The following is a 25512-nucleotide window of genomic DNA, read 5'->3' as shown; positions in this document are numbered from 1 at the left end:
AAAAGTTTGGAAGATAATTTTTCCAAACTTTTTTTGCTATTTGTGCAAAATACTGACTACTTGTATAATTAGAACAAGTAAATAAGGAAAGTAGCCAAATATGTTTAAAATTATTGTTGAATTATTCTTATTAGTAATTATTTCAGCGGCAATTACACCGTTTATTCGACGGCTTGCCTTTGTCTTAGGAGCTGTTGATAATCCTAATGCCCGGCGAGTTAATAAGAAACCAATGCCAACGATTGGTGGACTGGGGATTTTTGTTACTTTTAATATCGGTACTTTTGTTCTGTTGCGTGAGCAATTTCCGACTCATGAAATTTTTTCGATTTTACTCGCTTCAAGCGTAATTGTTTTGACGGGATTGATCGACGATATTTTGGAGTTAAAACCTAGACAAAAAATGTTTGGGATTTTTATCGCTTCATTGATTATCTACTTTTTAGCTGGAATCAGAATGAATGTGTTAAAGGTGCCATTCATCGCACATGAAGTAAATCTAGGTTGGTGGAGTTTCCCAATTACTATTTTTTGGATCTTAGCTTTAACTAATGCAGTTAACTTGATTGATGGACTTGATGGTCTAGCTGATGGGGTTTCAATGATCTCTCTGACTACCATGGGGATCGTAGGTTATTTCTTCTTGCACACTCATCAGCTATATGTCCCAATTGCTTGTTTTATGTTAGCTGCCTGTTTATTGGGCTTTTTACCATATAATTTCCATCCAGCAAAAATTTTCTTGGGTGATACGGGTGCACTTTATATTGGTTTTATGATCGCCGTTTTATCTCTGAAGGGGTTAAAGAATGTAACTTTTATTTCATTGTTGGTCCCAATTATCATTTTGGGAGTGCCTATTACTGACACCGTTTATGCAATGATTCGGAGAAAGCTAAACAAAAAGCCGATTTCAGAAGCAGACAAGCATCATTTACATCACCAGCTGATGCGAATGGGGTTAACGCACCGACAGACGGTATTGACTATTTATGCATTATCATTGGTTTTCTCATTTATTTCTTTATTATTCCTGCTTTCGCCAACTTGGGGCACTTGGCTTCTGATCTTAGGCTTGCTGATTGCCTTAGAGTATTTTGTGGAATCAATTGGTTTATTGGGTGAAAAATACCATCCTTTGATGCATGTAATTCAGAAAATTATTAATCAAAAGAGTAAGACTGATCCAACAATTGAAGTTTGGCACTTAGGAGACGAAAAACCAGATCAATTGAAGAGTAAAAAAAATAATAAGTAGCAAAAGAGCATTTGGAAATATCCAAATGCTCTTTTTATTGTTCATGATAATTATTAGCTTCAACAGGAATTTCATTATAGCGTTTTTCACCATTAGTAAAGGTAACCTGTCCGGCCAATAAATTAGTTAGGTCTTCCTTAGGTTTAGCTTGTTGGTCATCGTTAACAAAAATATGAATTTTAACATCCACACCGTATTCGGTATTGGCAATAAAAATTTTTTGCTGTTTTAGGTAATGATCAACTTCATCGAAGCGGTTATAGGGTACGCTAAAAATTAATTCTTGTTGTAAAACGCGTTTAATGACGCCGACTTTTTCAACAACATTGGTGACACTATTGGAATAGGCACGAATTAAACCGCCTGCTCCTAATTTGATTCCACCAAAATAACGGGTTACTACGACTGTAACGTTTTTTAAATTCATTAATTGCAATACTTTTAATTCAGGAACACCAGCCGTACCTGATGGCTCACCATTATCGCTTTCTTTGACCTGGTCGTCATTTAAGCCGATCGTGTAGGCAAAGGTATTGTGCGAAGCATCGCGATATTTTTTAGAGATTTTTTGAATAAAATCGTTTGCCGCATCAGTAGTAGTGGTGCGGGCAATATTGGCAATGAATCTGCTCTTTTTGATAATTAATTCACCGGTGCCGTTTTCTTTAATAGTTAAAAAATTTTCCTTTTCTGACAAAATAATCGCCTCTTTTTGCGTAATAGATAATAGGGAGGTAAAAATATGGAAGATTTGACTCTATTATCAGGTCGTCAATGGATTGTTAGTCAAGAGGATTCTAGCACATTTGAGGGATGCCGCAAAATCCCAGTAATTGAAAAAGGTAAATGCAATCGCTGTGGCAGCCAAGTTAATAGTCGACTGCCTAATGGTAAATATTATTGTCGTGGTTGTATTGGCTTGGGACGTGCAAATGAGGGCGATTGGCTTATTAGAAAAGACAGTAATAATACTTTTTCTCATGTTAAAAACGGGGGATTAAGCTGGCAAGGTAAACTAACCCCATTGCAGCAGAATATTTCGGATAAATTAGTACAAAATTTTGAACAAAGAAAAAATACATTGGTTCATGCTGTAACTGGGGCGGGTAAAACTGAGATGTTGTTTCAGTTGATTGCTCGATGTATGAAAAAAGGAAAGCGCGCTTGTATTGCTACACCAAGAATTGATGTGGTAAATGAGCTGTTTCCAAGATTTTCGGCAGCATTTGCCCAAGTTGAGATCGGTAAGTATCATGGCCGTGAATTTAAGGAAATAGGGCTAGAGCAGTTGACAATTTGTACTACACACCAATTGATGAAGTTTTATCGTGCCTTTGATTTATTGGTAATTGATGAGGTAGACTCTTTTCCTTATGTAGGTAATCCGCAACTACATTTTGCGGCCAAAAATGCGGTTAAAACAACTGGGACTCGAATGTATTTAACCGCAACGCCAACGAACGATTTGCTTTTGGAAGCTAAAACAGGGAAGTTAGAAATTTTGCGCTTAAATCGGCGTTTTCATGGTGGATTATTGCCTGTACCAAGAGAAAGGCTTTTTATCAGGCCGTTTTTGCGGAAGGGACAAATTCATCCTAAATTAATGCAGGAGATTAAAAAAGTCATTCAAAGTGGTCATCCTTTGCTTTTGTTTGTACCACGGATTGAAGAAATTCCGCTTTATCAAGAAGCTTTGCGGAAAAAGTTGCAAAACAAAATTAAATTGGCCGGTGTTCATGCACAAGATCCGCAACGATTAGAAAAAGTACAGGCTTTTCGTGATCATAAATATGACTTATTGTTGACAACCACAATTTTAGAGCGTGGTGTAACTTTTAAAAATGTTTGGGTAATTATTATTGCAGCAGATGATGCAATTTATACTGCTGCTAGTTTGGTGCAAATTGCAGGTCGAGTTGGTCGGGCTCACGATGACCAAACGGGCTTAGTTTTGTATTGTTATCATCGTTATACCAAGAATATTCGACAGAGTATTAAGCAGATCAAGGGGATGAATAGATGAGAACTTGTTTATTATGTGAGCAGGAGTTTACTCCACCAGTACAATTTGCACAGCTTTTTTCTTTTAAACCAGCGCGAAAAAATAAGATTTGTTTACAGTGTTTAAAACAATTTGAAAAGCTAGCAGACAATCGCTGCTCTGGCTGTGATAAAGAACTAAGTCAAGGCTTTATGTGTAGCGATTGTCGAAACTGGCAAGCCATTTATGGCAAAAATATTCTGCATAATCATGCTTTATATCGTTATAATTCTGCTTTTCATGATTTGATGGTTGCTTATAAGCGGCGTGGAGATTATGTTTTGCGGGAAGTATTGCAAGATTTGTGTTATGACTATTTGGGTAAAACTAACTATGACTTTTATGTGCCCGTGCCCACTTCACCTGAACATCAATCAAGACGACAGTTTGATACAATTTCCGCTATTTATGCTGATATTTTGCCACTGACGCCGTTTTTAATTAAAAAGTCGGGTAGTCATGCCCAAGGGGAGAAAAACAAAGAGGAACGGCTTAAAACGCCTCAAAGCTTTTTGATTGATAAAAATATTAAAACCAAGGAAAATATAGTTTCAGGAAAAGTATTAATTTTGGATGATATTTACACGACCGGGCGCACGCTATATCACGCGCGAGACTGTTTACAGCAGGGTTTTCCCGAAATGAAAATTGAAAGCTTTTCAATTTGTCATTAGATTTGTTATGAAACGCTTACATTTTTTGGTATAATAAATTTGTAAAGAAAAACCGCATAGCGGTGAAAGGAGAATCTTATATGTTAAAGTACAATGTTCGTGGAGAAAATATTGAAGTAACTGATGCTTTGAGAAGTTATGTAGAAAAGCGGTTAAACAAGTTAGAGAAGTACTTCGAATTGAATCAAGATGTGATTGCACACGTAAACTTGAGAGTATACCGTGACCGCTCTGCTAAAGTTGAAGTTACTATTCCTTTACCATACTTAGTTTTGAGAGCCGAAGAAACCACGGATGACATGTATCGTAGCATTGACTTCGTTTCTGAAAAACTCGAACGTCAAATTAGAAAGTACAAGACTCGTGTAAATAGAAAGAGTCGTGAAAAGGGATTACAAGATTTCTTTGTAGAACAACCTGAAGAAGAAGAAAAGAAGCCTAGCGAATTTGATATTGTTCGTAACAAGCGTGTAAGCTTAAAGCCAATGGATCCAGAAGAAGCTATTTTACAAATGGACATGTTGGAACATGACTTCTTCGTATTTGAAGATGCAGAAACTAACGGCACTAGCGTTGTTTACCGTAGAAACGATGGTCGTTACGGCTTAATTGAAACTAACGAATAATTGAGTTAAAATACTTTTACACATTGGAACCTCGCGTGAGTTTTGCGTGGGGTTTTTTGTGTGAGATATTTTTCTTTTGATAGCAATCATGTTAAAATTAATCTGTATTTTTAGACTTTACGACATATAAGGACCGATTTAATGGCAAATATTTTAAAGAAACTATATAACGATGATAAACGAGAACTTAAAAAGTTTGAAAAAATAGCAGATAAGGTGGAAGCTCATGCAGATGAGATGAGCAAATTATCTGATGAGCAATTGCAAGCAAAGACACCAGAATTTCGTGATCGTTTAAAGAAAGGTGAAAGTTTAGACGATATTTTACCAGAAGCTTTTGCGGTTGCCCGTGAAGGTGCTAAGCGTGTATTAGGACTTTACCCATTCCACGTACAAATTTTGGGTGGTATTGCACTTCACTACGGTAACATCGCCGAAATGATGACTGGTGAAGGTAAGACTTTGACAGCAACCATGCCAGTATACTTGAACGCACTTGAAGGCAAGGGTGTACACGTTGTTACTGTTAACGAATACCTTTCAAGTCGTGACGAAGAAGAAATGGGTCAACTTTACAAGTGGCTTGGCTTAACTGTTGGTTTGAACTTGAACTCAATGTCACCAGACGAAAAGCGTGCAGCTTACAACTGTGATGTTACTTACTCAACTAACTCAGAACTTGGCTTTGACTATTTGCGTGACAACATGGTTGTTTACAAGGAACAAATGGTACAACGTCCATTGAACTACGCTATCATCGACGAAGTTGACTCTATCTTAATCGATGAAGCTAGAACTCCTTTGATTATTTCTGGTGAAGCTGAACAAGCAAACAGTGATTACATCCGTGCTGACCGCTTTGTTAAGACTTTGACTGAAGACAAGAGCGATGATGATGCCGACGATGATGAAGATCACGGCGATTACAAGATTGACTGGCCAACTAAGACTATTTCACTTACCAGAACTGGTATTGAAAAGGCTTGTCAACACTTTGGCCTAAAGAACTTGTACGATGTTGAAAACCAAAAGTTGGTTCACCACATTGACCAAGCTCTTCGTGCCAACTACATCATGCTTAAGGATATCGACTACGTTGTTCAAGATGGCGAAGTTTTGATCGTTGACTCATTCACTGGTCGTGTAATGGAAGGCCGTCGTTACTCAGATGGCTTGCACCAAGCTATTGAAGCTAAGGAAGGCGTTAAGATTCAAGAAGAATCAAGAACGCAAGCTACTATTACCTACCAGAACTTCTTCAGAATGTACAAGAAGTTGTCAGGTATGACTGGTACTGCTAAGACTGAAGAGGAAGAATTCCGTGAAATTTACAACATGCAGGTAATCACGATTCCTACTAACCGTCCAATTGCCAGAAAAGACATGCCAGACATTTTGTATCCAACTTTGGACTCTAAGTTCCACGCTGTAGTTGAAGAAATTAAGAAGCGTCACGCTAATGGTCAACCTGTTTTGGTGGGTACTGTTGCCATTGAAAGTTCAGAACGTTTGAGTAAGATGCTTGATAAAGCAGGTATTCCTCACGCAGTTTTGAACGCTAAGAACCACGCTAAGGAAGCTCAAATCATCATGAACGCTGGTCAACGTGGTGCGGTAACTATCGCTACTAACATGGCTGGTCGTGGTACTGATATTAAGTTGGGGCCTGGTGTTAAGGAACTTGGTGGACTGGCAGTTATTGGTACTGAACGTCACGAATCACGTCGTATTGATAACCAGCTTCGTGGTCGTTCTGGTCGTCAGGGTGACCCAGGTTACACCAGATTCTACTTGTCGCTTGAAGATGATTTGATGAAGCGTTTTGGTGGTGATCGAGTTAAGGACTTCTTGGATCGTTTATCAGATAATGATGATGATAAGGTTATCGAAAGTCGCTTGATTACTCGCCAAGTTGAATCTGCTCAAAAACGTGTTGAAGGTAATAACTATGATACTCGTAAGCAAACTTTGCAATACGATGATGTTATGCGTATTCAACGTGAAATTATCTACGGCGAAAGAATGCAGGTCATTGAAGCTGATAAGTCATTGAAGAATGTTTTAATTCCAATGATTCACAGAACAATTGATCACCAAGTAGCAATGTTTACTCAAGGTGAACGCAAGGAATGGCGTCTTGACTCATTACGCGATTTCATTTCCTCAAGTTTGACTTCAGACAAGGTAACTGACTCAATTGACTTCAAGACTATTAGTGTTGAAGATTTGAAGAAGAAGCTTTATGACATTGTTGAGCAAAACTTCGAAGATAAGGAAAAGGCCTTAGGCGATCCTAGCCAAATGCTTGAATTTGAAAAGGTAGTTATCTTGCGTGTGGTTGATGATCGTTGGACTGATCATATTGATGCAATGGATCAGTTGCGTCAATCAATTGGTCTTCGTGGATACGGTCAATTGAACCCATTAGTTGAATATCAAGATTCTGGTTACAGAATGTTTGAAGAAATGATTTCAAATATTGAATTTGATGTAACTCGTTTGTTCATGAAGGCTGAAATTAGACAAAATCTTAGTCGTTAATAAAGAAAAAGGGGAGTTAAGAGCTTCCCTTTTTTTGCAATAAAATAAAAGATGGTAGGTAAAAATGGAAATTAGTGAAATTCAAAGTGTGTTAGATGAACTAAAAAAACGTCTAAATCACTTTAGGGGGTCTCTTTGACTTAGATGCGATTGATGAAAGCATCGAAATTAATGAAAACAAGATGGCGCAGCCTGATTTTTGGAATAACCAGGAAAAAGCGCAAAAATTAATTAGTGAAACCAACCGATTAAAGGAAAAACGTGATTCATTTTTAAAATTGCAAACTAGCTACGAAGACGAAACTACTGCGGTTGAACTTTTGCGTGAAGAACCAGATCCTGACTTGCAAAAAGAAGTTGAAGCGGATCTAGCTACGCTGCAAGAAGATTTTCATAATTATGAGTTAGACCTGCTCTTGTCGGGTAAGTATGATAGCCATAATGCTTTGATGGAAATTCACCCTGGTGCTGGCGGTACAGAAGCGATGGACTGGGGACAGATGCTTCTAAGAATGTATCAACGTTATTGTGATACAGCTGGTTTTAAATTTGAAATCAACGATTATGAGCCTGGTGAAGAAGCTGGGCTGAAGAGCGTTAGTGCGCGAATTGTAGGTAAAAATGCTTACGGAATGCTTAAATCAGAAAATGGTGTCCATCGTTTGGTTAGAATTTCGCCATTTGATGCGGCTAAAAGACGGCATACATCATTTGCTTCTGTAGAAGTGATTCCAGAAGTTGATGACAGTATTCAAATTGATATTGATCCTAAGGATTTACGGATTGATGTTTACCGCTCTAGTGGTGCTGGTGGGCAGCATATTAATAAAACTTCTAGTGCCGTTAGAATTACGCACTTACCAACAGGAATTGTGACTACGTCTCAGGCACAGCGTTCACAATTGCAAAACCGTGAAACTGCGATGAATGAATTAAGAGCAAAGCTTTTTCACTTAGAAGAAGAAAAAAAGCGTAAGCAAAAGCAGGCTCTGAAAGGCGATCAAAAGGAGATTGGCTGGGGATCACAAATTAGGTCATATGTTTTCCATCCTTACAACCTAGTGAAAGATTTGCGGACAGGTCATGAAACAGCTGACGCTCAAGGAGTAATGGACGGAAAATTGCAACCGTTTATTTATTCCTATTTACAGTGGTTGCTTAGTCAAGAGAATCCAGATTAGGTTAAAAAATGAGTTTAATGGGAATTGTAACGCTTGTTTTAGTAGCGCTAATTATTTTAAGTTTATTGTTTGTTCTATTTAAGGCATTTATTTTACTTTTACCAGTAGCTGTAATTGCGATTTTAATCATTTGGCTTATTTATCGGTTTACTGGAAGGAAAAATCAAGATAATATGCCAAGTAGTGGAAGTTATCGTGAGTGGTTTAAGGCTACTAGTACTTCTGGTCCTAGACCAAGAAAAAAAGCTAGAAATGTCACCACTAAAGATATTGATAAATAGTTAGGAGGCCTAATATGGCTGATGAAGTTAGATTAAGCAAATTGATCCAGGACAATCAGAGTATCCTTGAAGTTTACCAAGGACAGGAATATATCAAAGATGAAGAAATTTATGTTTCTGATATTTATCGCCCTGGATTAGAATTAACTGGTTATTTTGATTTTTATCCTGCGCAACGAATTCAGTTATTGGGTCGGACAGAAATTTCATATGCGGCACGCTTGGACCATGATATTAGAATGCATGTCTTTAACAAAATGTGTACTAAGGCTACACCGTGTTTTTTGATTTCTCGATCTTTGCCTGTACCGGAAGAATTAACTACGGCAGCAGAGGAACACAAAATCCCAATTTTGCGTACAAGAGAGTCAACTACCTATATATCCAGTATTTTAACTGAATACTTGCGTGCTCGTTTAGCCAAAAGAACCAGCATTCATGGTGTTTTGGTTGAAATCAAAGGGATGGGTGTGCTGTTAACTGGTGCATCTGGTGTTGGTAAGTCTGAAACTGCTTTGGGATTAGTTCAAAGAGGACACAGATTAATTGCGGATGATCGAGTAGATGCTTTTCAAAAAGACCATAATACCGTTGTGGGTGAAGCACCAAAGATCTTAAAGCACTTAATGGAGATCAGAGGAATTGGCATTATTGATGTGATGAATTTATTTGGTGCCGGTGCCGTAAAAAATAGAACAGAAATCCAACTGGTAATTAATTTGGTTAATTGGGATCCAAAAGCTAATTATGATCGCCTAGGTTTTCAAGAAAATACGCGTGAAATCTGCAATGTACCAATTCCACAGGTTAATATTCCAGTTAAGGTTGGACGCAATATTGAAATTATTATTGAAGTTGCAGCGATGAACTTCAGAGCTAAGAAGATGGGCTATGATGCTACGCAAACTTTTGATAACAATTTAACTAGTTTAATCTCAGAACACTCAAAGGAAGACACGAATAAGGAGGAACTACATAATGACTAGTTTAATAATTAATCCAGTAGCTTTTCATCTAGGAAGTTTAAGCGTTAAATGGTATGGCATTATTATGGCAGTTGCCATTGTTTTGGCCTGCTTGATGGCAGTTAATGAAGGAAAAAAGCGGCAAATTATTCCTGATGACTTTGTTGATTTATTGTTATGGGCGGTACCTCTAGGTTATGTTGGTGCTCGAATTTATTATGTGATTTTTGAATGGAGCTACTACTCACAGTACCCAGAACAAATCATTGCCATTTGGAATGGTGGGATTGCCATTTATGGTGGATTAATCGCCGGTTTAATTGTACTGTTAGTTTTCTGCTATAAGCGTATGTTACCGCCATTTTTGATGTTAGACATTATTGCGCCGGGGGTAATGGCCGCTCAAATTTTAGGGCGCTGGGGCAATTTTGTTAATCAGGAAGCTCACGGTGCGCCAACTACGCTTCATTTTTTACAAAGTTTGCATTTACCGCAATTTATCATTGCCCAAATGAAAATAGGTGGGACATATTATCAACCAACTTTTTTGTATGAATCATTTTTTAATTTGATTGGTTTAATTTTAATTTTGTCCTTGCGTCATAAGAAACATCTCTTTAAGCAAGGGGAAGTTTTCATGACCTATCTTCTTTGGTATAGTGTAGTGAGGTTCTTTGTTGAAGGAATGAGAACAGACAGCCTGTATATTTTTGGTATAATACGAGTATCACAGGCATTAAGTTTAATCCTTTTTATTGGTACAATTGCCTTATGGATTTATCGGCGCAAGGTCGTTAAGCCAAAATGGTATTTGGATGGTAGTGGATTAAAATACCCGTATTCTAGAGATTAGAATTAATAAAAAGATTTTATTTAGAAAGTTTGAGAGAAAAAATGACGAAGATTGCAGTTTTAGGTAATGGTTCATGGGGTTCAGTATTGGGTTCGATGTTAGCCGATAATGGTAACGATGTAACTCTTTACGGTAACATTGATAGCGTTAATGAAGAAATTAATGCTCACCATACTAACAGTCATTATATGAAGGACTGGAAGTTGAATGAAAATGCCAAAGCTACTGGTGACTTAGAAGAGGCTCTTGATGGTGCAGAATTAGTTTTGTTTGTTTTACCAACTAAGGCCGTTAGAATTGTTGCTAAAAATGTTCGCAAAGTTTTAGATAAAACAGGTGCTAAGCCTTTGTTAGTTACTGCAACTAAAGGAATTGAACCAGGCAGCAAGAAGCTTATTTCTGAAATTTTAACTGAAGAAATTTATCCAAATGATGAAGATAAGATTGTGGCAATTTCAGGACCTAGTCATGCTGAAAACGTTGCTCAAAAAGATTTAACTGCTATTGCTTGTGCTTCAACAAATGAAGAAAATGCTAAGCGGGTACAAGAATTGTTCTCCAATGACTACGTTCGTTTCTACACTAACGATGATTTAGTAGGTGTAGAAGTTGGTGGTGCCGTTAAGAACGTAATTGCGATTGCTGCAGGTATTTTAGTAGGCCAAGGATATGGTGATGACGCCAAAGCTGCCTTGATGACTAGAGGTTTAGCAGAAATCACTCGTTTGGGTGTGCAATACTTTGGTGCTAAGCCAATGACCTTCTCAGGCTTGTCAGGTATTGGTGACTTAATTGTAACTTGTACTTCAGTAAACTCACGTAATTGGCGTGCTGGTAAACAAATCGGCGAAGGCAAGACTTTAGATTACGTTTTGAAAAATATGGGACAAGTTGTCGAAGGCGCTACTACTGTTAAAGCTGTTCACGAATTATGTGAAGAAAAGGGCATTGATATGCCAATTTCAGAGGCAATCTACCGTGTTCTTTATGAAGATGCTGATGTTGATACAGAAATTAAGAAAATGATGGGTAGAGAACCAAAGCCTGAAATTCGTTTATAAAAGATAAGCAAAATAGTTGGCAAGAAGTTAAATCTATTGTATTATTTACTTATCAAAAGTAAGTGGAAAGAAGGATAGATTATGGCTGATAAATACGACGTAATTATTATTGGTGCAGGTCCTGGTGGAATGACTGCTGGCTTATATGCTGCGCGTGCTAACTTAAAGATTCTTGTTCTTGATCGCGGTCCCTATGGCGGTCAAATGAACAATACTGATGCTATCGACAATTATCCTGGTTTTTCTGAAATCAAAGGTCCAGAACTTAGTCAAAAGATGTACGACACAATGATGAAGTTTGAACCAGATTATAAGTATGGCAACGTACAAAGTGTTGAACTCGATGGCGAGGATAAGTTAGTTAAAACTGATGATGGCAATGAGTATCGTGCACCGATCGTAATTATTGCTACAGGTTCAGATCATAAGCATTTGAATGTGCCTGGAGAAGAAGAATATTCAGGCAAAGGTGTTTCATATTGTGCCGTCTGCGATGCCGCTTTCTTTAAAGATGAAGATGTAGCTGTCATCGGTGGTGGTGATTCAGCAATTGAAGAAGGAATTTATCTTTCACAATTAGCTAAGAGCGTTACAGTTATTCACCGCCGTGATCAATTGCGAGCACAACCAACTTTGCAAAAGCGTGCATTTGCCAACAAGAAGATGCATTTCATTTGGAATGCACAAACTGAAGAAATCTTAGGCGATGACATGAAAGTCACAGGGGTTAAGTACCGCGATAAGGAAACTGGTGCCGAAAAAGAAATTCCAGTTGCTGGTGTCTTTATTTACGTGGGTGTTTTACCACAAACTGAACCTTTTAAGGATCTTGGTATCTTGGATGACCATGGTTGGATTGTAACTGATGATCATATGGAAACTAAGGTGCCTGGTATCTTTGCTTTAGGTGATGTTCGTCAAAAAGATTTACGCCAAATTGCTAATGCAGTTGGTGAAGGTAGTGTAGCTGGTCAAGCTGCATATAATTACTACCAAGACTTGCAAGACAAGAAAAATTAAATTTATTCGTTTTTTCATTAAGACATGTTCGTATTGGACATGTCTTTTTTTGTCTAAAGCTTAAATTAATGACTAATAAGTTTTATAATTAATAGCAGATAATAGAAAATTGTTAACAGTTTGAAAGCGCTTTAGAAATCCAATTTTTAATGAATAGAGGACATTGATGGACGCTAAAGAAATTTATACAGAATGGCAAAAAGCTACTAATTTACCAGATTATTTAAAAGATCAATTAAATACTTTGGGCAAGGATGAAAAATGGATCGAAGATGCCTTTGGACAGGATATTAATTTTGGTACTGCGGGGATGCGTGGTCGTCTTGAACCCGGTACCAACCGGATTAACTTGTTTACTGTAGGTCGAGTAACTGAAGGCTTAGCTCGTTTAATTGAAGAAAATGGTGCTGATGCTAAAAAGCGTGGGGTAGCTATTTCCTTTGATTCAAGATATCACTCAAGAGAGTTTGCAGAACATGCTGCCAGAGTTTTAGGTGCACACGGAATTCATGTTTACTTATTTGATGATTTAAGACCGACACCAGAACTTTCATATGCAGTACGTCATTTGCATACTTTCGCTGGAATTAATATCACTGCTTCACACAATGCTAAGCAATACAATGGCTATAAAGTTTACGGTGAAGATGGTGCACAAATGGCACCAGATAATGCAGATCGACTTTTTGCTTATGCTCAAAAAGTAACTGATATTTTTGCTGTCAAGGCTGCACCAGTAAAAGAATTGCGTGCTAATGGCACCTTGCAGTTAATAGGTGAAGATGTTGATGAAGATTACTTGAATGAATTGAAGCAAGTAACTGTTGATCCAGAGATGGTTAAGGCCAACGCTGACAAGTTAAAGATCATTTATACTCCACTTCATGGTACAGGCAAGATGCTTTATGATCGTGCTTTCAGACAAGGCGGCTTTGATAATGTGATTCCTGTGCCAAGTCAATCAATCATTGATCCAGAATTTCCAACCACAATTAAGCCTAATCCAGAATACCGTGATGTTTTTGAACCTGGTTTTAAGTTGGCAAATAAGGTAAATGCTAATGTCATTATTGCTACTGACCCGGATGCTGATAGAATGGGTGCAGCAGTTAGAAAAACTGATGGTGATTTCCAAGTTTTGACTGGTAACCAAATTGCTACTTTGATGGCTTACTACCTATTGGCTCATATGAAGGAAAATGGTCAATTAACCCCTGATTATGAGATCGTTACTTCAGTTGTTTCTAGTGCTTTGCCATTTAAGATTGCAGAGGACTTTGGTATTAAGACTAAGCATGTTTTGACGGGCTTTAAGTACATTGGTGAAGAAGTTGACCGGATGAATAAAGCTGGTGATGCTAAGTTCTTGATGGGCTTTGAAGAAAGCTATGGCTATTTGTTTAAACCATTTGCTCGTGATAAGGATGCCATGCAGGGTGCATTGATGTTTGCCGAAGTTGCTTCATACTATGCTTCACGTGGGATGACTGTCTTTGATGGTTTGCAAGAAATTTGGCAAAAGTATGGCGTTGCTTATGAAATTACCCGTGCAATTGAAATGCCAGGTATTGGTGGTCAAAAGAAGATGGCCGAATTAATGAGCAAGTTGCGTAATGAGCACTTAACCGAAATCGGCGGTAGTAAAGTGCTTAAGATTCAAGATTTCTTGCAAAAAGAAACTATTGAAAATGGCAAGAAGACACCATTAGAAGGGTTCCCAGAATCTAATGTGTTGAAGTACTTCTTAGATGATGAAACCTGGGTAGCACTTCGCCCATCAGGTACTGAACCAGTAATTAAGGCCTATGTTGGTGTAAACAAAAAAGACATTGCCACTGCAGAAAAGGCAGCTGAAGATTATCAAAAGGCTTTAGCAGATTTACTTAAATAATTAAGCATTTTTCGTGCGAAAGCACGTTCGCGGTAGTAAAATATAGATACTAATTAAAAAGTTGGACTATGCTTGTCCAACTTTTTTCTTGAGGAGTTTTTTATGATTAAACGACAAAAAAATCGCAAATTTGAATTAGTATCAAAGTTTAAACCAGCCGGTGATCAAGAGCAAGCTATTGATAAACTGACTGCTGGATTTAAAAAAGGATATAAAGAACAGATTCTGGAAGGTGCAACTGGTACTGGGAAAACTTTCACCATGGCCAATATTATTGCTAAGCTGAATAAGCCTACATTAGTTATTACGCATAATAAGACCTTGGTAGGGCAGCTATATGGTGAGTTTAAAAGTTTCTTTCCTAATAATGCAGTTGAATATTTTGTTTCATACTATGATTATTATCAGCCAGAAGCTTACGTTCCACAATCAGACACTTATATTGAAAAGGATTCGGCAATCAATGATGAAATTGATCAGTTGCGGCATGCTACTACCTCAGCTTTAATGGAGCGTAATGACGTAGTAGTTGTTGCTTCGGTTTCTTGTATCTATGGTTTGGGTGATCCTAAAGAGTATGCGCGCAGTGTCTTGATGATCCATGAAGGCGAAGAATATGACCGTAATACCTTGTTGCGTGATTTGGTAAATATTCAATATGATCGTAATGATATTGACTTTCAACGCGGTCGTTTTCGGGTCCGCGGGGATGTAGTTGAGGTCTTTCCAGCCGGCAATTCTAATCATGCTTATCGAATTGAATTCTTTGGTGATGAAATTGATCGCATTGTTGAAGTTGATTCGTTAACCGGTGAGGTGATCGGTGAGCGTGAGAGTATTTCGCTTTTCCCAGCTACGCACTTTATGACCAATGACGAGCAATTGCGGCGAGCTTTGGGAGCAATTTCTAAAGAGATGAAATTGCAGGTTAAAAAGTTCGAAGGCGAAGGCAAATTGCTTGAAGCTGAAAGAATCAAGCAACGTACTACCTATGATATGGAAATGATGGGTGAAGTTGGCTATACCAACGGAATTGAAAACTATTCAAGGCATATGGAAGGACGAAAAGCAGGAGAGCCACCGTATACTTTGTTGGACTTCTTCCCAGATGATTTCTTAATTTTAATTGACGAATCACATGCTACTATGCCTGAAATTAGAGCAATGTACAATGGTGACCGTAATCGTAAGCAAACCTTGATTGACTATGGTTTCCGTTTGCCATCTGCACTTGATAACCGTCCATTAAAGCTATCCGAATTTGAAAAGCATGTTAATCAAATTTTGTATGTCTCAGCTACCCCAGGTGATTATGAACTTGAACGAACAGATCATAAGGTTGAACAAATTATTCGACCAACCGGATTGCTTGATCCCAAGATTGAAGTAAGGCCAATTGAGGGGCAAATTGATGATTTAGTTGGCGAAATTAATAAACGGATTGACCGTCATGAACGAGTCTTTGTTACTACTTTGACCAAAAAAATGGCGGAAGACTTAACCGATTATTTGAAGGACTTAGGAATTAAAGTACGTTATTTGCACTCTGATATTAAGACGCTGGAAAGAATGCAAATTTTGCGTGACTTACGGTTAGGTAAGTTCGATGTCTTAATTGGAATTAACCTGTTGCGGGAAGGAATCGATGTACCGGAAGTTTCACTGGTAGCAATTCTGGATGCAGATAAGGAAGGCTTCTTGAGAGCATATCGGCCGCTGGTTCAGACTATGGGACGGGCCGCCCGTAATGCCAATGGTGAAGTAATCATGTATGCTGATACGATTACTGATTCCATGAGAGCAGCGATTAAAGCTACCAAGCGTCGGCGTAAAATTCAGATGGAATTTAACAAGGAGCATGGCATAACGCCTAAGACAATCATTAAGCCGATTCAAGACGTAATTTCGATTACTAAACCGTCGAGTGAAAAAGAAGAAAAATCTGATAGTTTTGCAGATCTTAATTTTGATGAATTGACGGCTAAGCAAAAGAAGACAATGATTAGCAACTTGCAAGAGCAAATGCAAGAAGCAGCTAAGAAGCTTGACTTTGAAGAAGCTGCTAACTTGCGGGATGCAATTATGGAATTGCAAAAATCATCAAGAAAACCGAAGACAAGAAAAGGAAAGAATTTTAATGGCAAATGATAAGATCGTTATTCGCGGAGCACGTGAACATAATTTAAAAGACATTAATTTAACTATTCCTAAGGATAAGTTAGTAGTTATTACTGGCTTATCTGGTTCAGGTAAAAGTTCTTTAGCCTTTGATACGCTTTATGCAGAAGGGCGTAGACGTTATGTGCAATCACTTTCTAGTTATGCTAGACAGTTTTTGGGGCAAATGGATAAACCAGATGTGGATTCAATTGATGGTTTAAATCCAGCAATTTCAATTGATCAAAAAACAACGTCACATAATCCACGGTCAACAGTTGGGACCGTCACTGAGATTAATGATTATTTACGTTTGCTTTGGGCCAGAGTAGGCCATCCAATTTGTCCTAATGATGGGACGCTGATTCAACGACAATCAGTTGATCAGATGGTTGACCGAGTGATGGCTTTACCAGAAAGAACGAAAATTCAAATTTTAGCGCCAGTTATTCGTGCTAAGCGTGGAGAACACAAGGAAGTATTTAAGCGAGTACAACGTGCAGGATATGTTCGTGTAATTGTTGATGGTGAGATGCACGAAATTGGTGAGGATTTTGAATTAGCTAAGAACAAGCGCCACTCAATCGATATTGTCGTTGACCGTTTGATTGTTAAGGATAGCATTAAGTCTCGCTTATTTGATTCTGTTGAAGCTGCACTTCGTTTGTCAGATGGCTACATGAATGTTGATGTAATTGGCGGTGAAATGCTTAACTTTTCTGAGTATTATGCTTGTCCAAAGTGTGGCTTTACTGTGGGTGAAATGGAACCAAGACTGTTCTCCTTTAATGCACCATTTGGTGCCTGCCCTGATTGTGATGGGTTAGGGATGAAGTTAGCAGTAGACGAAGATTTGGTTGTTCCGGACAAAACAAAATCTTTAGCTGAAGGTGCACTGGCTCCATGGAAGACTTCCAATTACTATACTGAAATGTTGGAACAAGCTTGCACGGCATTAAAAATTCCGATGGATAAGCCTTTTAATAAACTAACTAAACGTCAACGCGACATTATTCTGCATGGCTCAACTAAGCCGGTGAAATTCCATGTAACTGGTGACTTTGGCGTTAATGATACCGTTCAACCATTTGAAGGAGTAATGGCCAATGTTGAGCGGCGTTATAAACGACCAATGTCCAAGTTTATGCGTGATGTGATGGGCAAATATATGACTGAACTTACTTGTTCAACTTGTCACGGCAAGCGTTTGAATGAAAAAGCATTAGCAGTGAAAGTCATGGGCAAGGATATCGCGGAAGCTTCGGAGCTTTCTATTGATAAAGCACTTGATTTCTTTAAGGACGTCAAATTAAGCGAGCAAGAGACTATGATTGCTAAGCCGATTTTAAAGGAAGTACGCGATCGTCTTTCATTCTTGGATAGTGTAGGATTAGATTATTTAACTCTTTCTCGATCAGCTAATACCTTGTCTGGTGGTGAAGCTCAGCGTATTCGGTTGGCAACTCAAATTGGCTCAAACTTATCGGGAGTTATGTATGTTTTGGATGAACCATCTATCGGTTTGCATCAACGCGATAATGATCGGCTGATTGCTTCTTTAAAGAGAATGCGTGATTTAGGCAATTCTTTAATTGTGGTAGAGCACGATGACGAAACAATGCGGCAAGCTGACTATTTGGTTGATATGGGACCTGGTGCCGGTGTTTACGGTGGTAAAGTTATGGCACAAGGAACTCCTAAAGAAGTAGAGCAGAATCCTGATTCTTTAACGGGGCAATATTTGTCTGGTAAAAAATTTGTGCCGGTTCCATTGAAGCGTCGTAAAGGCAATGGTAAAAAGATTACAATTACTGGAGCTCAAGAAAATAATTTAAAGAATATTAATGTTGATTTTCCGTTGGGCAAATTTATTGTGGTCAGTGGTGTCTCAGGTTCTGGTAAATCTACTTTGGTTAATATGATCTTGAAACGCGCTTTAGCCCAAAAATTAAACAATAATTCAACTAAGCCAGGCAAATATAAGTCAATCAAGGGTTACAAGAATATTGAAAAAATTATCGATATCGATCAAAGCCCTATTGGTAGAACACCACGTAGTAATCCTGCAACTTATACTAGTGTTTTTGATGATATCAGAACCTTATTTGCTCAAACTAATGAAGCAAAATTGCGTGGTTATACTAAAGCAAGATTTTCGTTCAACGTCAAAGGTGGACGTTGTGAAGCCTGTCATGGTGATGGAATTATCAAGATTGAAATGAACTTTTTGCCTGATGTATATGTACCATGTGAGGTTTGTCACGGCACTCGTTATAATTCTGAAACATTGGAAGTAACTTATCGGGGAAAGAATATTGCTCAAGTGCTTGATATGACGATTAATGAAGCAACTAAGTTTTTCGAAAATATTCCTAAGATTCAGCGTAAACTCCAGACTATCGTTGATGTAGGTTTGGGCTATGTGAAATTAGGTCAATCCGCTACAACTTTATCTGGTGGTGAAGCTCAAAGAATGAAATTAGCTGCTGAATTGCAAAAACTTTCTACTGGTAAAAATTTCTATATTCTTGATGAACCAACTACCGGTTTGCATACCGATGATATCAAGCGTTTATTAGAAGTTTTGCAGCGGTTGGTAGATGAAGGCAATACGGTTTTAATTATTGAGCATAATCTTGATGTAATTAAAAATGCAGATTGGCTGATTGACTTAGGTCCTGAAGGAGGGGAACGTGGCGGTCAAATTGTGGCTACCGGTACGCCAGAAGAAGTAGCGAAAGTTAAAGAAAGCTATACTGGTCAGTATTTGAAACCAGTCTTAGAACGCGATACTAAACTAACAAAAGAAGCAAAAAAATAGGCTAGAAGACAATAGCCAATAGTTTTTATTAACCTTGAATAAGTGTAAAATAGTCTGCAAGGAGGAATAAAAATGGATATTTTTTCTAGTTCTAGAGATAATCACGGCTTTGACTGGGGCGCATTTATTGCCGGTATCTTAATGGTCGTAGTTGCGTTCGTGTTATTACGTCACCCAGCTAAAGGGTTGCATGCATTTGTCTTGATTTTTGCTATTGTATCAATCGTTCAAGGTATTGTATGGTTGGCTGCTTACTCACGCTTTCGTGAATTTTTCTCACGTAGTTGGGTAGCAATTGTGTCAGGTGTATTAGATATCATTATCGGTATCTTGTTCATTTGCTCATATGATATTGGTGGTTTGACTATCGCTTACTTATTTGCAATCTGGTTCTTTGTTGATTCAGTTGTAGGTATTGCTTGGTCATGGCACTTACGTGCATTTTCAACCGGATACTTTGTATTTAACTTGATTTTGAATATTTTAAGTTTGATTATTGCCTTCTTCTTAATTATTAATCCAGTAATCGCAGCCTTAAGCTTAGTATGGTTAGTTGCATTCTGGTTATTAGTCTTTGGCATTAATGAAATTGTGGTTGCATTTATGCACCGTTAATATTTGATAAAAATTTAAGCCGAAAGGCTTCTTTTTTTTGCACAATTATGACACACCCGGTATGATATAATTTGTAAAGAGGAGGATTTTAGCATGGCTGATGAGAAAAAACAATTATTAATAGTCACAGGCATGAGCGGAGCAGGTAAAACTGTGGTCGCTCATGACTTAGAAGATATGGGCTACTTTGTAGTCGATAATCTTCCTCCAACTTTATTAGGTAGTTTTTGGGATTTAATTAATAATTCCAATGACTTTCATAAGGTAGCCGTAGTAATTGATTTACGAGTTAAGACATTTTATCGCGATTTATTGGATGAAGTTAATTCACTTGAAGATAATGGCAATGTGCAAGCTACTATCCTATTTTTGGATGCTTCCGATGATGTCTTGGTTGCTCGTTATAAAGAAACAAGGCGTCTTCCGCCTTTAGCCAATAATGGCAAAGGTCGCTTGCTTGATGGCATTCAAGAAGAACGTCGTATTTTAATGCCAATTAAAAATAGATCAAATTATATTATCGATACGTCAAACTTGTCGACTAAGGAATTAAAGCAAAAATTAATCAATACATTTAGTGATCGCAAGCGGCAGCCATTTTCAATTGAAGTGATGTCATTTGGCTTTAAGTATGGGATGCCAATTGATGCAGATATTGTAATGGATGTGCGTTTTTTGCCTAACCCATTTTATATTTCAGAATTAAGACCATTTACGGGACTGGACAAGCGTGTATTTGACTATGTGATGAACAAAGAAGAAACACAGGTCTTTTATAAAAAATTGCTTGATTTGCTTGAAACAGCTATCCCTGGATATATCAAAGAGGGGAAGGAAAAGTTGACCATTGCAATTGGTTGTACTGGGGGTCAACACCGGAGTGTTTCAATTGCCCAACAGTTGGCACGAGATTTAGCTAAAAAATATCCAGTCGATATTACTCACCGTGAAGTGAGTCGTTATATTAGAAAGTAGGTGCGCACCTGTGCCATATGGAGAAACAAGGATTGTTCGCGTGATTAAAGGCAGACGTCCCCGTGTAGTCGTAATTGGTGGCGGTACGGGTTTACCAGTTATTTTGAATGCCTTAAAAGATCAAAACGCGGAAATTACTGCAATCGTAACGGTTTCAGATGACGGCGGTTCATCTGGTTCAATCCGTAACTTTATTAACGTAGTTCCACCTGGTGATATCCGTAATGTTTTGGTATCACTTAGTGACTTACCTCAGGAAGAAAAGAATATTTTTCAGTATCGATTTGATTCATCCGATTCCTTTTTTTCAGGACATGCAATCGGTAATTTAATTATTGCGGCATTGAATGAAATGCATGGCAATATCTTTGATGCAGTTCAATCTTTGTCAAAAATGATGAAAATTGATGGTCATGTTTTTCCAGCTTCCAATGAACCATTGACTTTAAACGCAGAATTCGTGGATGGAACTACGGAGTCTGGTGAAACTGAAATCACATCTAAAGATAAGCGGATTAAGCGTGTCTGGGTGACCGATACTGATTCGGATGAAGAGCCTAGAGCTGTTTTACCAGTACTGGCTTCGATTATGCAAGCTGATGCAGTCGTACTTGGGCCAGGTAGTTTATTTACTTCAATTTTACCTAACTTAATGATCTCTAATTTAGGTGAAGCAGTGCGTGAGACTGACGCCGAGGTTATTTATATTTGCAATATCATGACTCAGCGTGGTGAGACAGATCACTTTAGTGATGCGGAACACGTACAGGTAATTAACGATCACTTAGGTGGAAATTATATCAATACCGCTCTGGTTAATGGTGCCAAAATTGATATGAGCAAATTTCACCCAGAAGATTATGATGCTTATCTTGAGCCTGTTAAGAATGACTTTGAAGGCTTAAGAAAGCAAAACTGCCGTGTCATTACTGATGACTTTATCGATCAACGTCATGGATTGGTATTTCATGATGGTGAAAAGGTAGGAAAAGAAATTATTAATCTGGCATTTGAATCAATGTCACGTAAAAGAATGAAGGAAAATGATGGCTAGTTATGCTAGTGAAGTCAAAAAGGAGCTAACTTCGCTTGAGGTGCATCCAGAGCATGCCAAAGCAGAGTTAGCTGCTTTTTTGCGAATGAATGGTGTATTAAACTTGCACGATCATCAATTTAGCCTAGATATCACTACAGAAAATCCTGCGATTGCTCGACGAATTTTTAAGCTGATTAAGATTGCTTATGGTATTGAGCCATTGTTGATTGTCTCGCGCAAGATGAAATTGAAAAAAAATAATCAATATTTGGTACGATTGAATCAGAAGGTACAAGAAATCCTAGAAAACTTACAAATCTGGGATCCTGAAAAAGGTTTGGTAACGCGAATTCCTCAGAGAATTATGACTTCACGTGAAGGAGCAATGTCCTATTTACGCGGTGCATTTCTAGCCGGAGGTAGTGTCAATAATCCAGAAACGAGTCGTTATCACTTGGAGATTTATTCAACTTATGAGGACCATAATGAGGATTTATGTAAGTTGATGAATAATTATTTTTATTTAAATGCTAAAGCAACTAAACGTAGAAGAGGCTATATTGTTTATTTAAAAGAAGCCGCAAAAATTGGCGACTTTTTGCATATAGTGGGTGCACTTAATGCAATGCTTAACTTTGAAGATTTGCGTATTATGCGAGATATGCGAAATTCGGTTAATCGCTTGGTTAATTGTGATACCGCGAATATGAAAAAAACAGCCTCAGCTTCAGCTAAGCAGGTAGAAGACATCCAGCTGATTGAACAAGAAAACGGCTTAGATGATCTACCAGAGAAATTGCAAGTTTTAGCGCGTTTTAGATTGGCGCATCCAGAATTAACTTTAAAGGAAGTAGCTAATCAAATTCCGGATGGTCCGATTTCGAAGTCAGGAGTTAATCACCGATTTAAGAAACTACATGAGTTAGCTGAGAGTTTAAGAGAATAAGAAAAAGGAGCCTGCACAATGAGTGCAAGCTCCTTTTAGAGTGTGAATAATTTTTAATAATTAATTACTTCTTCTTATTAACCATGATTTCGTCAATCAAACCATATTCCTTGGCTTCTTCAGCAGTTAAGTAGTTGTCACGTTCAGTATCCTTTTGGATCTTTTCCAAAGGTTGACCGGTAGTTTCGTGCAAAATTTCGTTGATCTTCTTACGGCTCTTCAAAATTTCGTTAGCTGCAATTTGGATATCAGTTTGTTGACCTTGAGCACCACCTAATGGTTGGTGAATTAAAACAGTTGAGTTAGGAAGTGCAAAACGCTTACCCTTAGTACCACTAGTCAAGAGGATAGAAGCCATTGAAGCTGCCATACCAATTGCAATAGTTGATACGTCTGACTTAATAAAGTTCATGGTATCCATGATAGCTAAGCCGGAGGTGATTACACCACCTGGTGAGTTGATATAAAGTGAAATATCCTTGGTATTGTCTTGAGCATCAAGGAAGAGTAATTGAGCGATGATTGAGTTAGCCATTTGGTCATTAATTTCACCGCTAAGCATGATAATTCTGTCTTTTAATAAGCGTGAGTAAATGTCATAAGCACGTTCACCACGAGCAGTTTGTTCAATAACTGTAGGTACTAGCATAAATTTGCCTCCTAATTGATTTCGTATTAATTAGCACTCTTTCAAGTACAGTGCTAATTAAATCACTTCGTAATGAAAGTGTCAAATAAAGAAGCTCAATGGTAACAATGGTAATAAAAATGTATTTTAGCTAACAGTGTTTATATATTATAATATAAAAGTAAAATGCAAAATATAAGATACGGAGGATAGGTTTGAAGTATTCAAATAAAATTTTAACTGCTACTTCAGCTGTAGCACTGGGTGTTGGTTTGTTAATTGGTTCTACAAATGCAGTATTTGCAGATAATTCTAAAACTACTGATAGTAATACAGATACTGCTAAGACTGATTCCAGTGCGAAGAAGGGACCAGCTCAAACAAGTACTTCTTATGACTTAATGGTTAAAGTAGGTAGCAATAAGAATTATCCTGTTTATAAAAAGATTAGTAATGGTAAACCTAGCGGTAAGATTGCTGATGCTAGCGATTATCAATATGCTCATATTCAATCTGACCAGAGAATTAAGACAAAGGATGCAACTTATTGGCGTATTTATGTAAATGGTCGTAAAGTTGGTTATGTTAACCAAAACTACTTTACAAGAGATGCTATCGCTGTACCAAAGACTATCAGTTTAGTACAAAATAGTCACTACGATTTTGATCCAACTGATGCAGTAAGTTATGTAACCAATTATATGGGTACTGTAATTGATACAGCAGATATTAAGATTTCAGAAGATGCAATCGATTGCTCAACTCCAGGTACCTATAATGTTAAATATAGCTATGGTAAAGCAAAGGCAACTGTTAAGGTAACTGTCAGAAAGAGTACTAAGGAAGGAATTGCTGATGCTGATAGCGTCCAAGCTAAGCCATTTAACGGCGATTTGAAATCCTGGAAGACTTACTACGGCAGTTCTGCTAACTATGTGACTAAGACTGATTTTACTCCTGATAAGAATAAGCATGCTTATGATAGTGAAAGCGGAAAATTAGATTTCACTACTCGCTTCTTCCAACCAGTTTTATTAAGTGTTTACCGTGACATTAAAAATGATGACTATATTAACCGTGTAGGTCATATTCCTGAAGGAATTACCATGTCAAATGGCTGGTTGTACACTAGTTTATTAAGTAGTACCCTGATTAGCAATGGTCATATTGTAGGATATAATCTTAACCATTTAACCAATGCATTTAACGGACAATACTTACTTGATATGAGCCAAAAGAAGTTCAATTCTTACGTTAAGAACATTAAAGTTAGTCCATATATTCCAATTGGTCACGGTCAAGCAATGGGCTCAACTGATAAATACATTTACGTTCTAAATAACAATAATAAGGTTTCATACAAGAGCAATATGTCTGAAGAGTTAATCCAAATTCGGAAGAGCGATATGTACATTAACAAGATTTGGACTATTAAATGCTGGAACGGTAGTGATTCAGACGGTCGTTACTTCAATAATGGTGTTGTTGTAAATGATCACAAGCTTTACACAACTCTTTATAATAAAGAAAAAGACCAAACTGAATACTGGGAATTCAACCGCAAAGGCGATAACTGGTATCCAACTATGGTAGGTGCAACTAAGGGTGGCATTGTAGCAAACACATACACTCAAGGGTTTACTTATGATGCCAAGAACAATAACTTCTACCTTGCATTCAATGACGTAATTGCTAAGATTGCAACTGATGGTGAAGTTAAGGATACTTACCAATACCACACTGGTCGTGAAATTGAAGGTATCGCAACCTACAACAACAAGTTATACATGAACTTAGCTCAACGTGCTGAATTACTTGAAAGTAAACAAAAGTTGACTAAGTAATCATTATCGATATTAATTTAAATAAAGGAAATTCAATGAAAATATTGGATTTCCTTTATTTTTTTAGTTGTATAATTAGAAAAATGAGTTATTTAGTT

The 25512-nt window shown here is 37.7% G+C and carries 21 protein-coding genes; 19 read left to right on the top strand and 2 right to left on the bottom strand.

Annotation, left to right across the window (positions count from 1 at the left end; all coding sequences use genetic code 11):
* Window positions 1-100: 100 nt before the first annotated feature.
* Window positions 101-1258 (top strand): glycosyltransferase family 4 protein, encoded by a 1158-nt coding sequence (locus CP367_RS04270; RefSeq protein WP_005718634.1) that lies wholly within the window; start codon window positions 101-103, stop codon window positions 1256-1258.
* Between the two features lie 34 nt (window positions 1259-1292).
* Here the strand turns inward: CP367_RS04270 and CP367_RS04265 are convergent, their stop codons facing one another.
* On the bottom strand, window positions 1293-1955 hold the full coding sequence (locus CP367_RS04265; RefSeq protein ID WP_089146334.1) for a YigZ family protein: 663 nt from the start codon (window positions 1953-1955) through the stop codon (window positions 1293-1295).
* A 45-nt stretch (window positions 1956-2000) separates the two neighbouring features.
* Between CP367_RS04265 and CP367_RS04260 the strand changes: the two genes are divergently transcribed.
* The 17 genes from CP367_RS04260 to whiA all read left to right on the top strand — a co-directional run bounded on the left by CP367_RS04260 (window position 2001) and on the right by whiA (window position 22942).
* A complete protein-coding gene (locus tag CP367_RS04260; RefSeq protein ID WP_089146333.1) occupies window positions 2001-3281 on the top strand; it encodes a DEAD/DEAH box helicase in 1281 nt (426 codons plus the stop codon).
* On the top strand, window positions 3278-3973 hold the full coding sequence (locus CP367_RS04255) for a ComF family protein (RefSeq protein WP_089146332.1): 696 nt from the start codon (window positions 3278-3280) through the stop codon (window positions 3971-3973). Before CP367_RS04260 ends, CP367_RS04255 begins: the two co-directional genes overlap by 4 nt.
* Before the next feature lie 80 nt (window positions 3974-4053).
* Complete coding sequence (gene hpf / locus CP367_RS04250) at window positions 4054-4599, top strand: ribosome hibernation-promoting factor, HPF/YfiA family (protein ID WP_013086054.1); 546 nt, start codon at window positions 4054-4056, stop codon at window positions 4597-4599.
* A gap of 141 nt (window positions 4600-4740) precedes the next feature.
* A complete protein-coding gene (secA, locus tag CP367_RS04245; protein ID WP_061204544.1) occupies window positions 4741-7140 on the top strand; it encodes a preprotein translocase subunit SecA in 2400 nt (799 codons plus the stop codon).
* 64 nt (window positions 7141-7204) lie between these two features.
* Window positions 7205-8321 (top strand): peptide chain release factor 2 gene (gene prfB / locus CP367_RS04240; RefSeq protein WP_098034847.1). Its coding sequence is split into 2 segments (ribosomal slippage): window positions 7205-7276 and window positions 7278-8321, totalling 1116 coding nucleotides; the frame shifts between segments, so codons are not numbered across the junction.
* Between the two features lie 8 nt (window positions 8322-8329).
* Window positions 8330-8602 (top strand): hypothetical protein, encoded by a 273-nt coding sequence (locus CP367_RS04235; RefSeq protein WP_013086056.1) that lies wholly within the window; start codon window positions 8330-8332, stop codon window positions 8600-8602.
* A 14-nt stretch (window positions 8603-8616) separates the two neighbouring features.
* On the top strand, window positions 8617-9588 hold the full coding sequence (gene hprK / locus CP367_RS04230; protein ID WP_065990292.1) for an HPr(Ser) kinase/phosphatase: 972 nt from the start codon (window positions 8617-8619) through the stop codon (window positions 9586-9588).
* Complete coding sequence (gene lgt, locus CP367_RS04225; protein ID WP_065990290.1) at window positions 9581-10420, top strand: prolipoprotein diacylglyceryl transferase; 840 nt, start codon at window positions 9581-9583, stop codon at window positions 10418-10420. Before hprK ends, lgt begins: the two co-directional genes overlap by 8 nt.
* A gap of 41 nt (window positions 10421-10461) precedes the next feature.
* Window positions 10462-11481, top strand: a complete 1020-nt coding sequence (locus CP367_RS04220) for an NAD(P)H-dependent glycerol-3-phosphate dehydrogenase (RefSeq protein WP_089146331.1) — start codon at window positions 10462-10464, stop codon at window positions 11479-11481.
* Between the two features lie 81 nt (window positions 11482-11562).
* Window positions 11563-12501: a thioredoxin-disulfide reductase gene (gene trxB / locus CP367_RS04215; protein ID WP_005718646.1), complete on the top strand. Its 939-nt coding sequence runs from the start codon at window positions 11563-11565 to the stop codon at window positions 12499-12501.
* Window positions 12502-12667: 166 nt separating this feature from the next.
* A complete protein-coding gene (locus CP367_RS04210) occupies window positions 12668-14392 on the top strand; it encodes a phospho-sugar mutase (RefSeq protein ID WP_057727008.1) in 1725 nt (574 codons plus the stop codon).
* A 102-nt stretch (window positions 14393-14494) separates the two neighbouring features.
* Complete coding sequence (gene uvrB / locus CP367_RS04205) at window positions 14495-16540, top strand: excinuclease ABC subunit UvrB (RefSeq protein ID WP_005722724.1); 2046 nt, start codon at window positions 14495-14497, stop codon at window positions 16538-16540.
* Complete coding sequence (gene uvrA, locus CP367_RS04200) at window positions 16530-19370, top strand: excinuclease ABC subunit UvrA (RefSeq protein WP_005722725.1); 2841 nt, start codon at window positions 16530-16532, stop codon at window positions 19368-19370. The genes uvrB and uvrA overlap by 11 nt, the downstream gene beginning before the upstream one ends.
* A gap of 72 nt (window positions 19371-19442) precedes the next feature.
* Complete coding sequence (locus CP367_RS04195) at window positions 19443-19985, top strand: HdeD family acid-resistance protein (RefSeq protein ID WP_005718654.1); 543 nt, start codon at window positions 19443-19445, stop codon at window positions 19983-19985.
* A gap of 93 nt (window positions 19986-20078) precedes the next feature.
* Complete coding sequence (gene rapZ / locus CP367_RS04190; RefSeq protein WP_005718656.1) at window positions 20079-20960, top strand: RNase adapter RapZ; 882 nt, start codon at window positions 20079-20081, stop codon at window positions 20958-20960.
* Between the two features lie 10 nt (window positions 20961-20970).
* Window positions 20971-22014 (top strand): gluconeogenesis factor YvcK family protein, encoded by a 1044-nt coding sequence (gene yvcK / locus CP367_RS04185; RefSeq protein WP_005718658.1) that lies wholly within the window; start codon window positions 20971-20973, stop codon window positions 22012-22014.
* Window positions 22007-22942 (top strand): DNA-binding protein WhiA, encoded by a 936-nt coding sequence (gene whiA / locus CP367_RS04180; RefSeq protein ID WP_005722729.1) that lies wholly within the window; start codon window positions 22007-22009, stop codon window positions 22940-22942. Before yvcK ends, whiA begins: the two co-directional genes overlap by 8 nt.
* A gap of 64 nt (window positions 22943-23006) precedes the next feature.
* Here the strand turns inward: whiA and clpP are convergent, their stop codons facing one another.
* Window positions 23007-23591, bottom strand: a complete 585-nt coding sequence (clpP, locus tag CP367_RS04175; protein WP_005718663.1) for an ATP-dependent Clp endopeptidase proteolytic subunit ClpP — start codon at window positions 23589-23591, stop codon at window positions 23007-23009.
* A 194-nt stretch (window positions 23592-23785) separates the two neighbouring features.
* Here clpP and CP367_RS04170 point away from each other — a divergent pair, with 194 nt between their 5' ends.
* Window positions 23786-25414: an SH3-like domain-containing protein gene (locus CP367_RS04170; protein ID WP_065990286.1), complete on the top strand. Its 1629-nt coding sequence runs from the start codon at window positions 23786-23788 to the stop codon at window positions 25412-25414.
* The last annotated feature ends 98 nt before the right edge of the window (window positions 25415-25512 follow it).

The sequence above is a fragment of the Lactobacillus sp. UMNPBX16 genome (assembly GCF_002553775.1).
Lineage (GTDB): Bacteria > Bacillota > Bacilli > Lactobacillales > Lactobacillaceae > Lactobacillus > Lactobacillus crispatus.
Note: the sequence above shows the minus strand (reverse complement) of the source record. Positions and strands in the feature narration are given on the sequence as shown.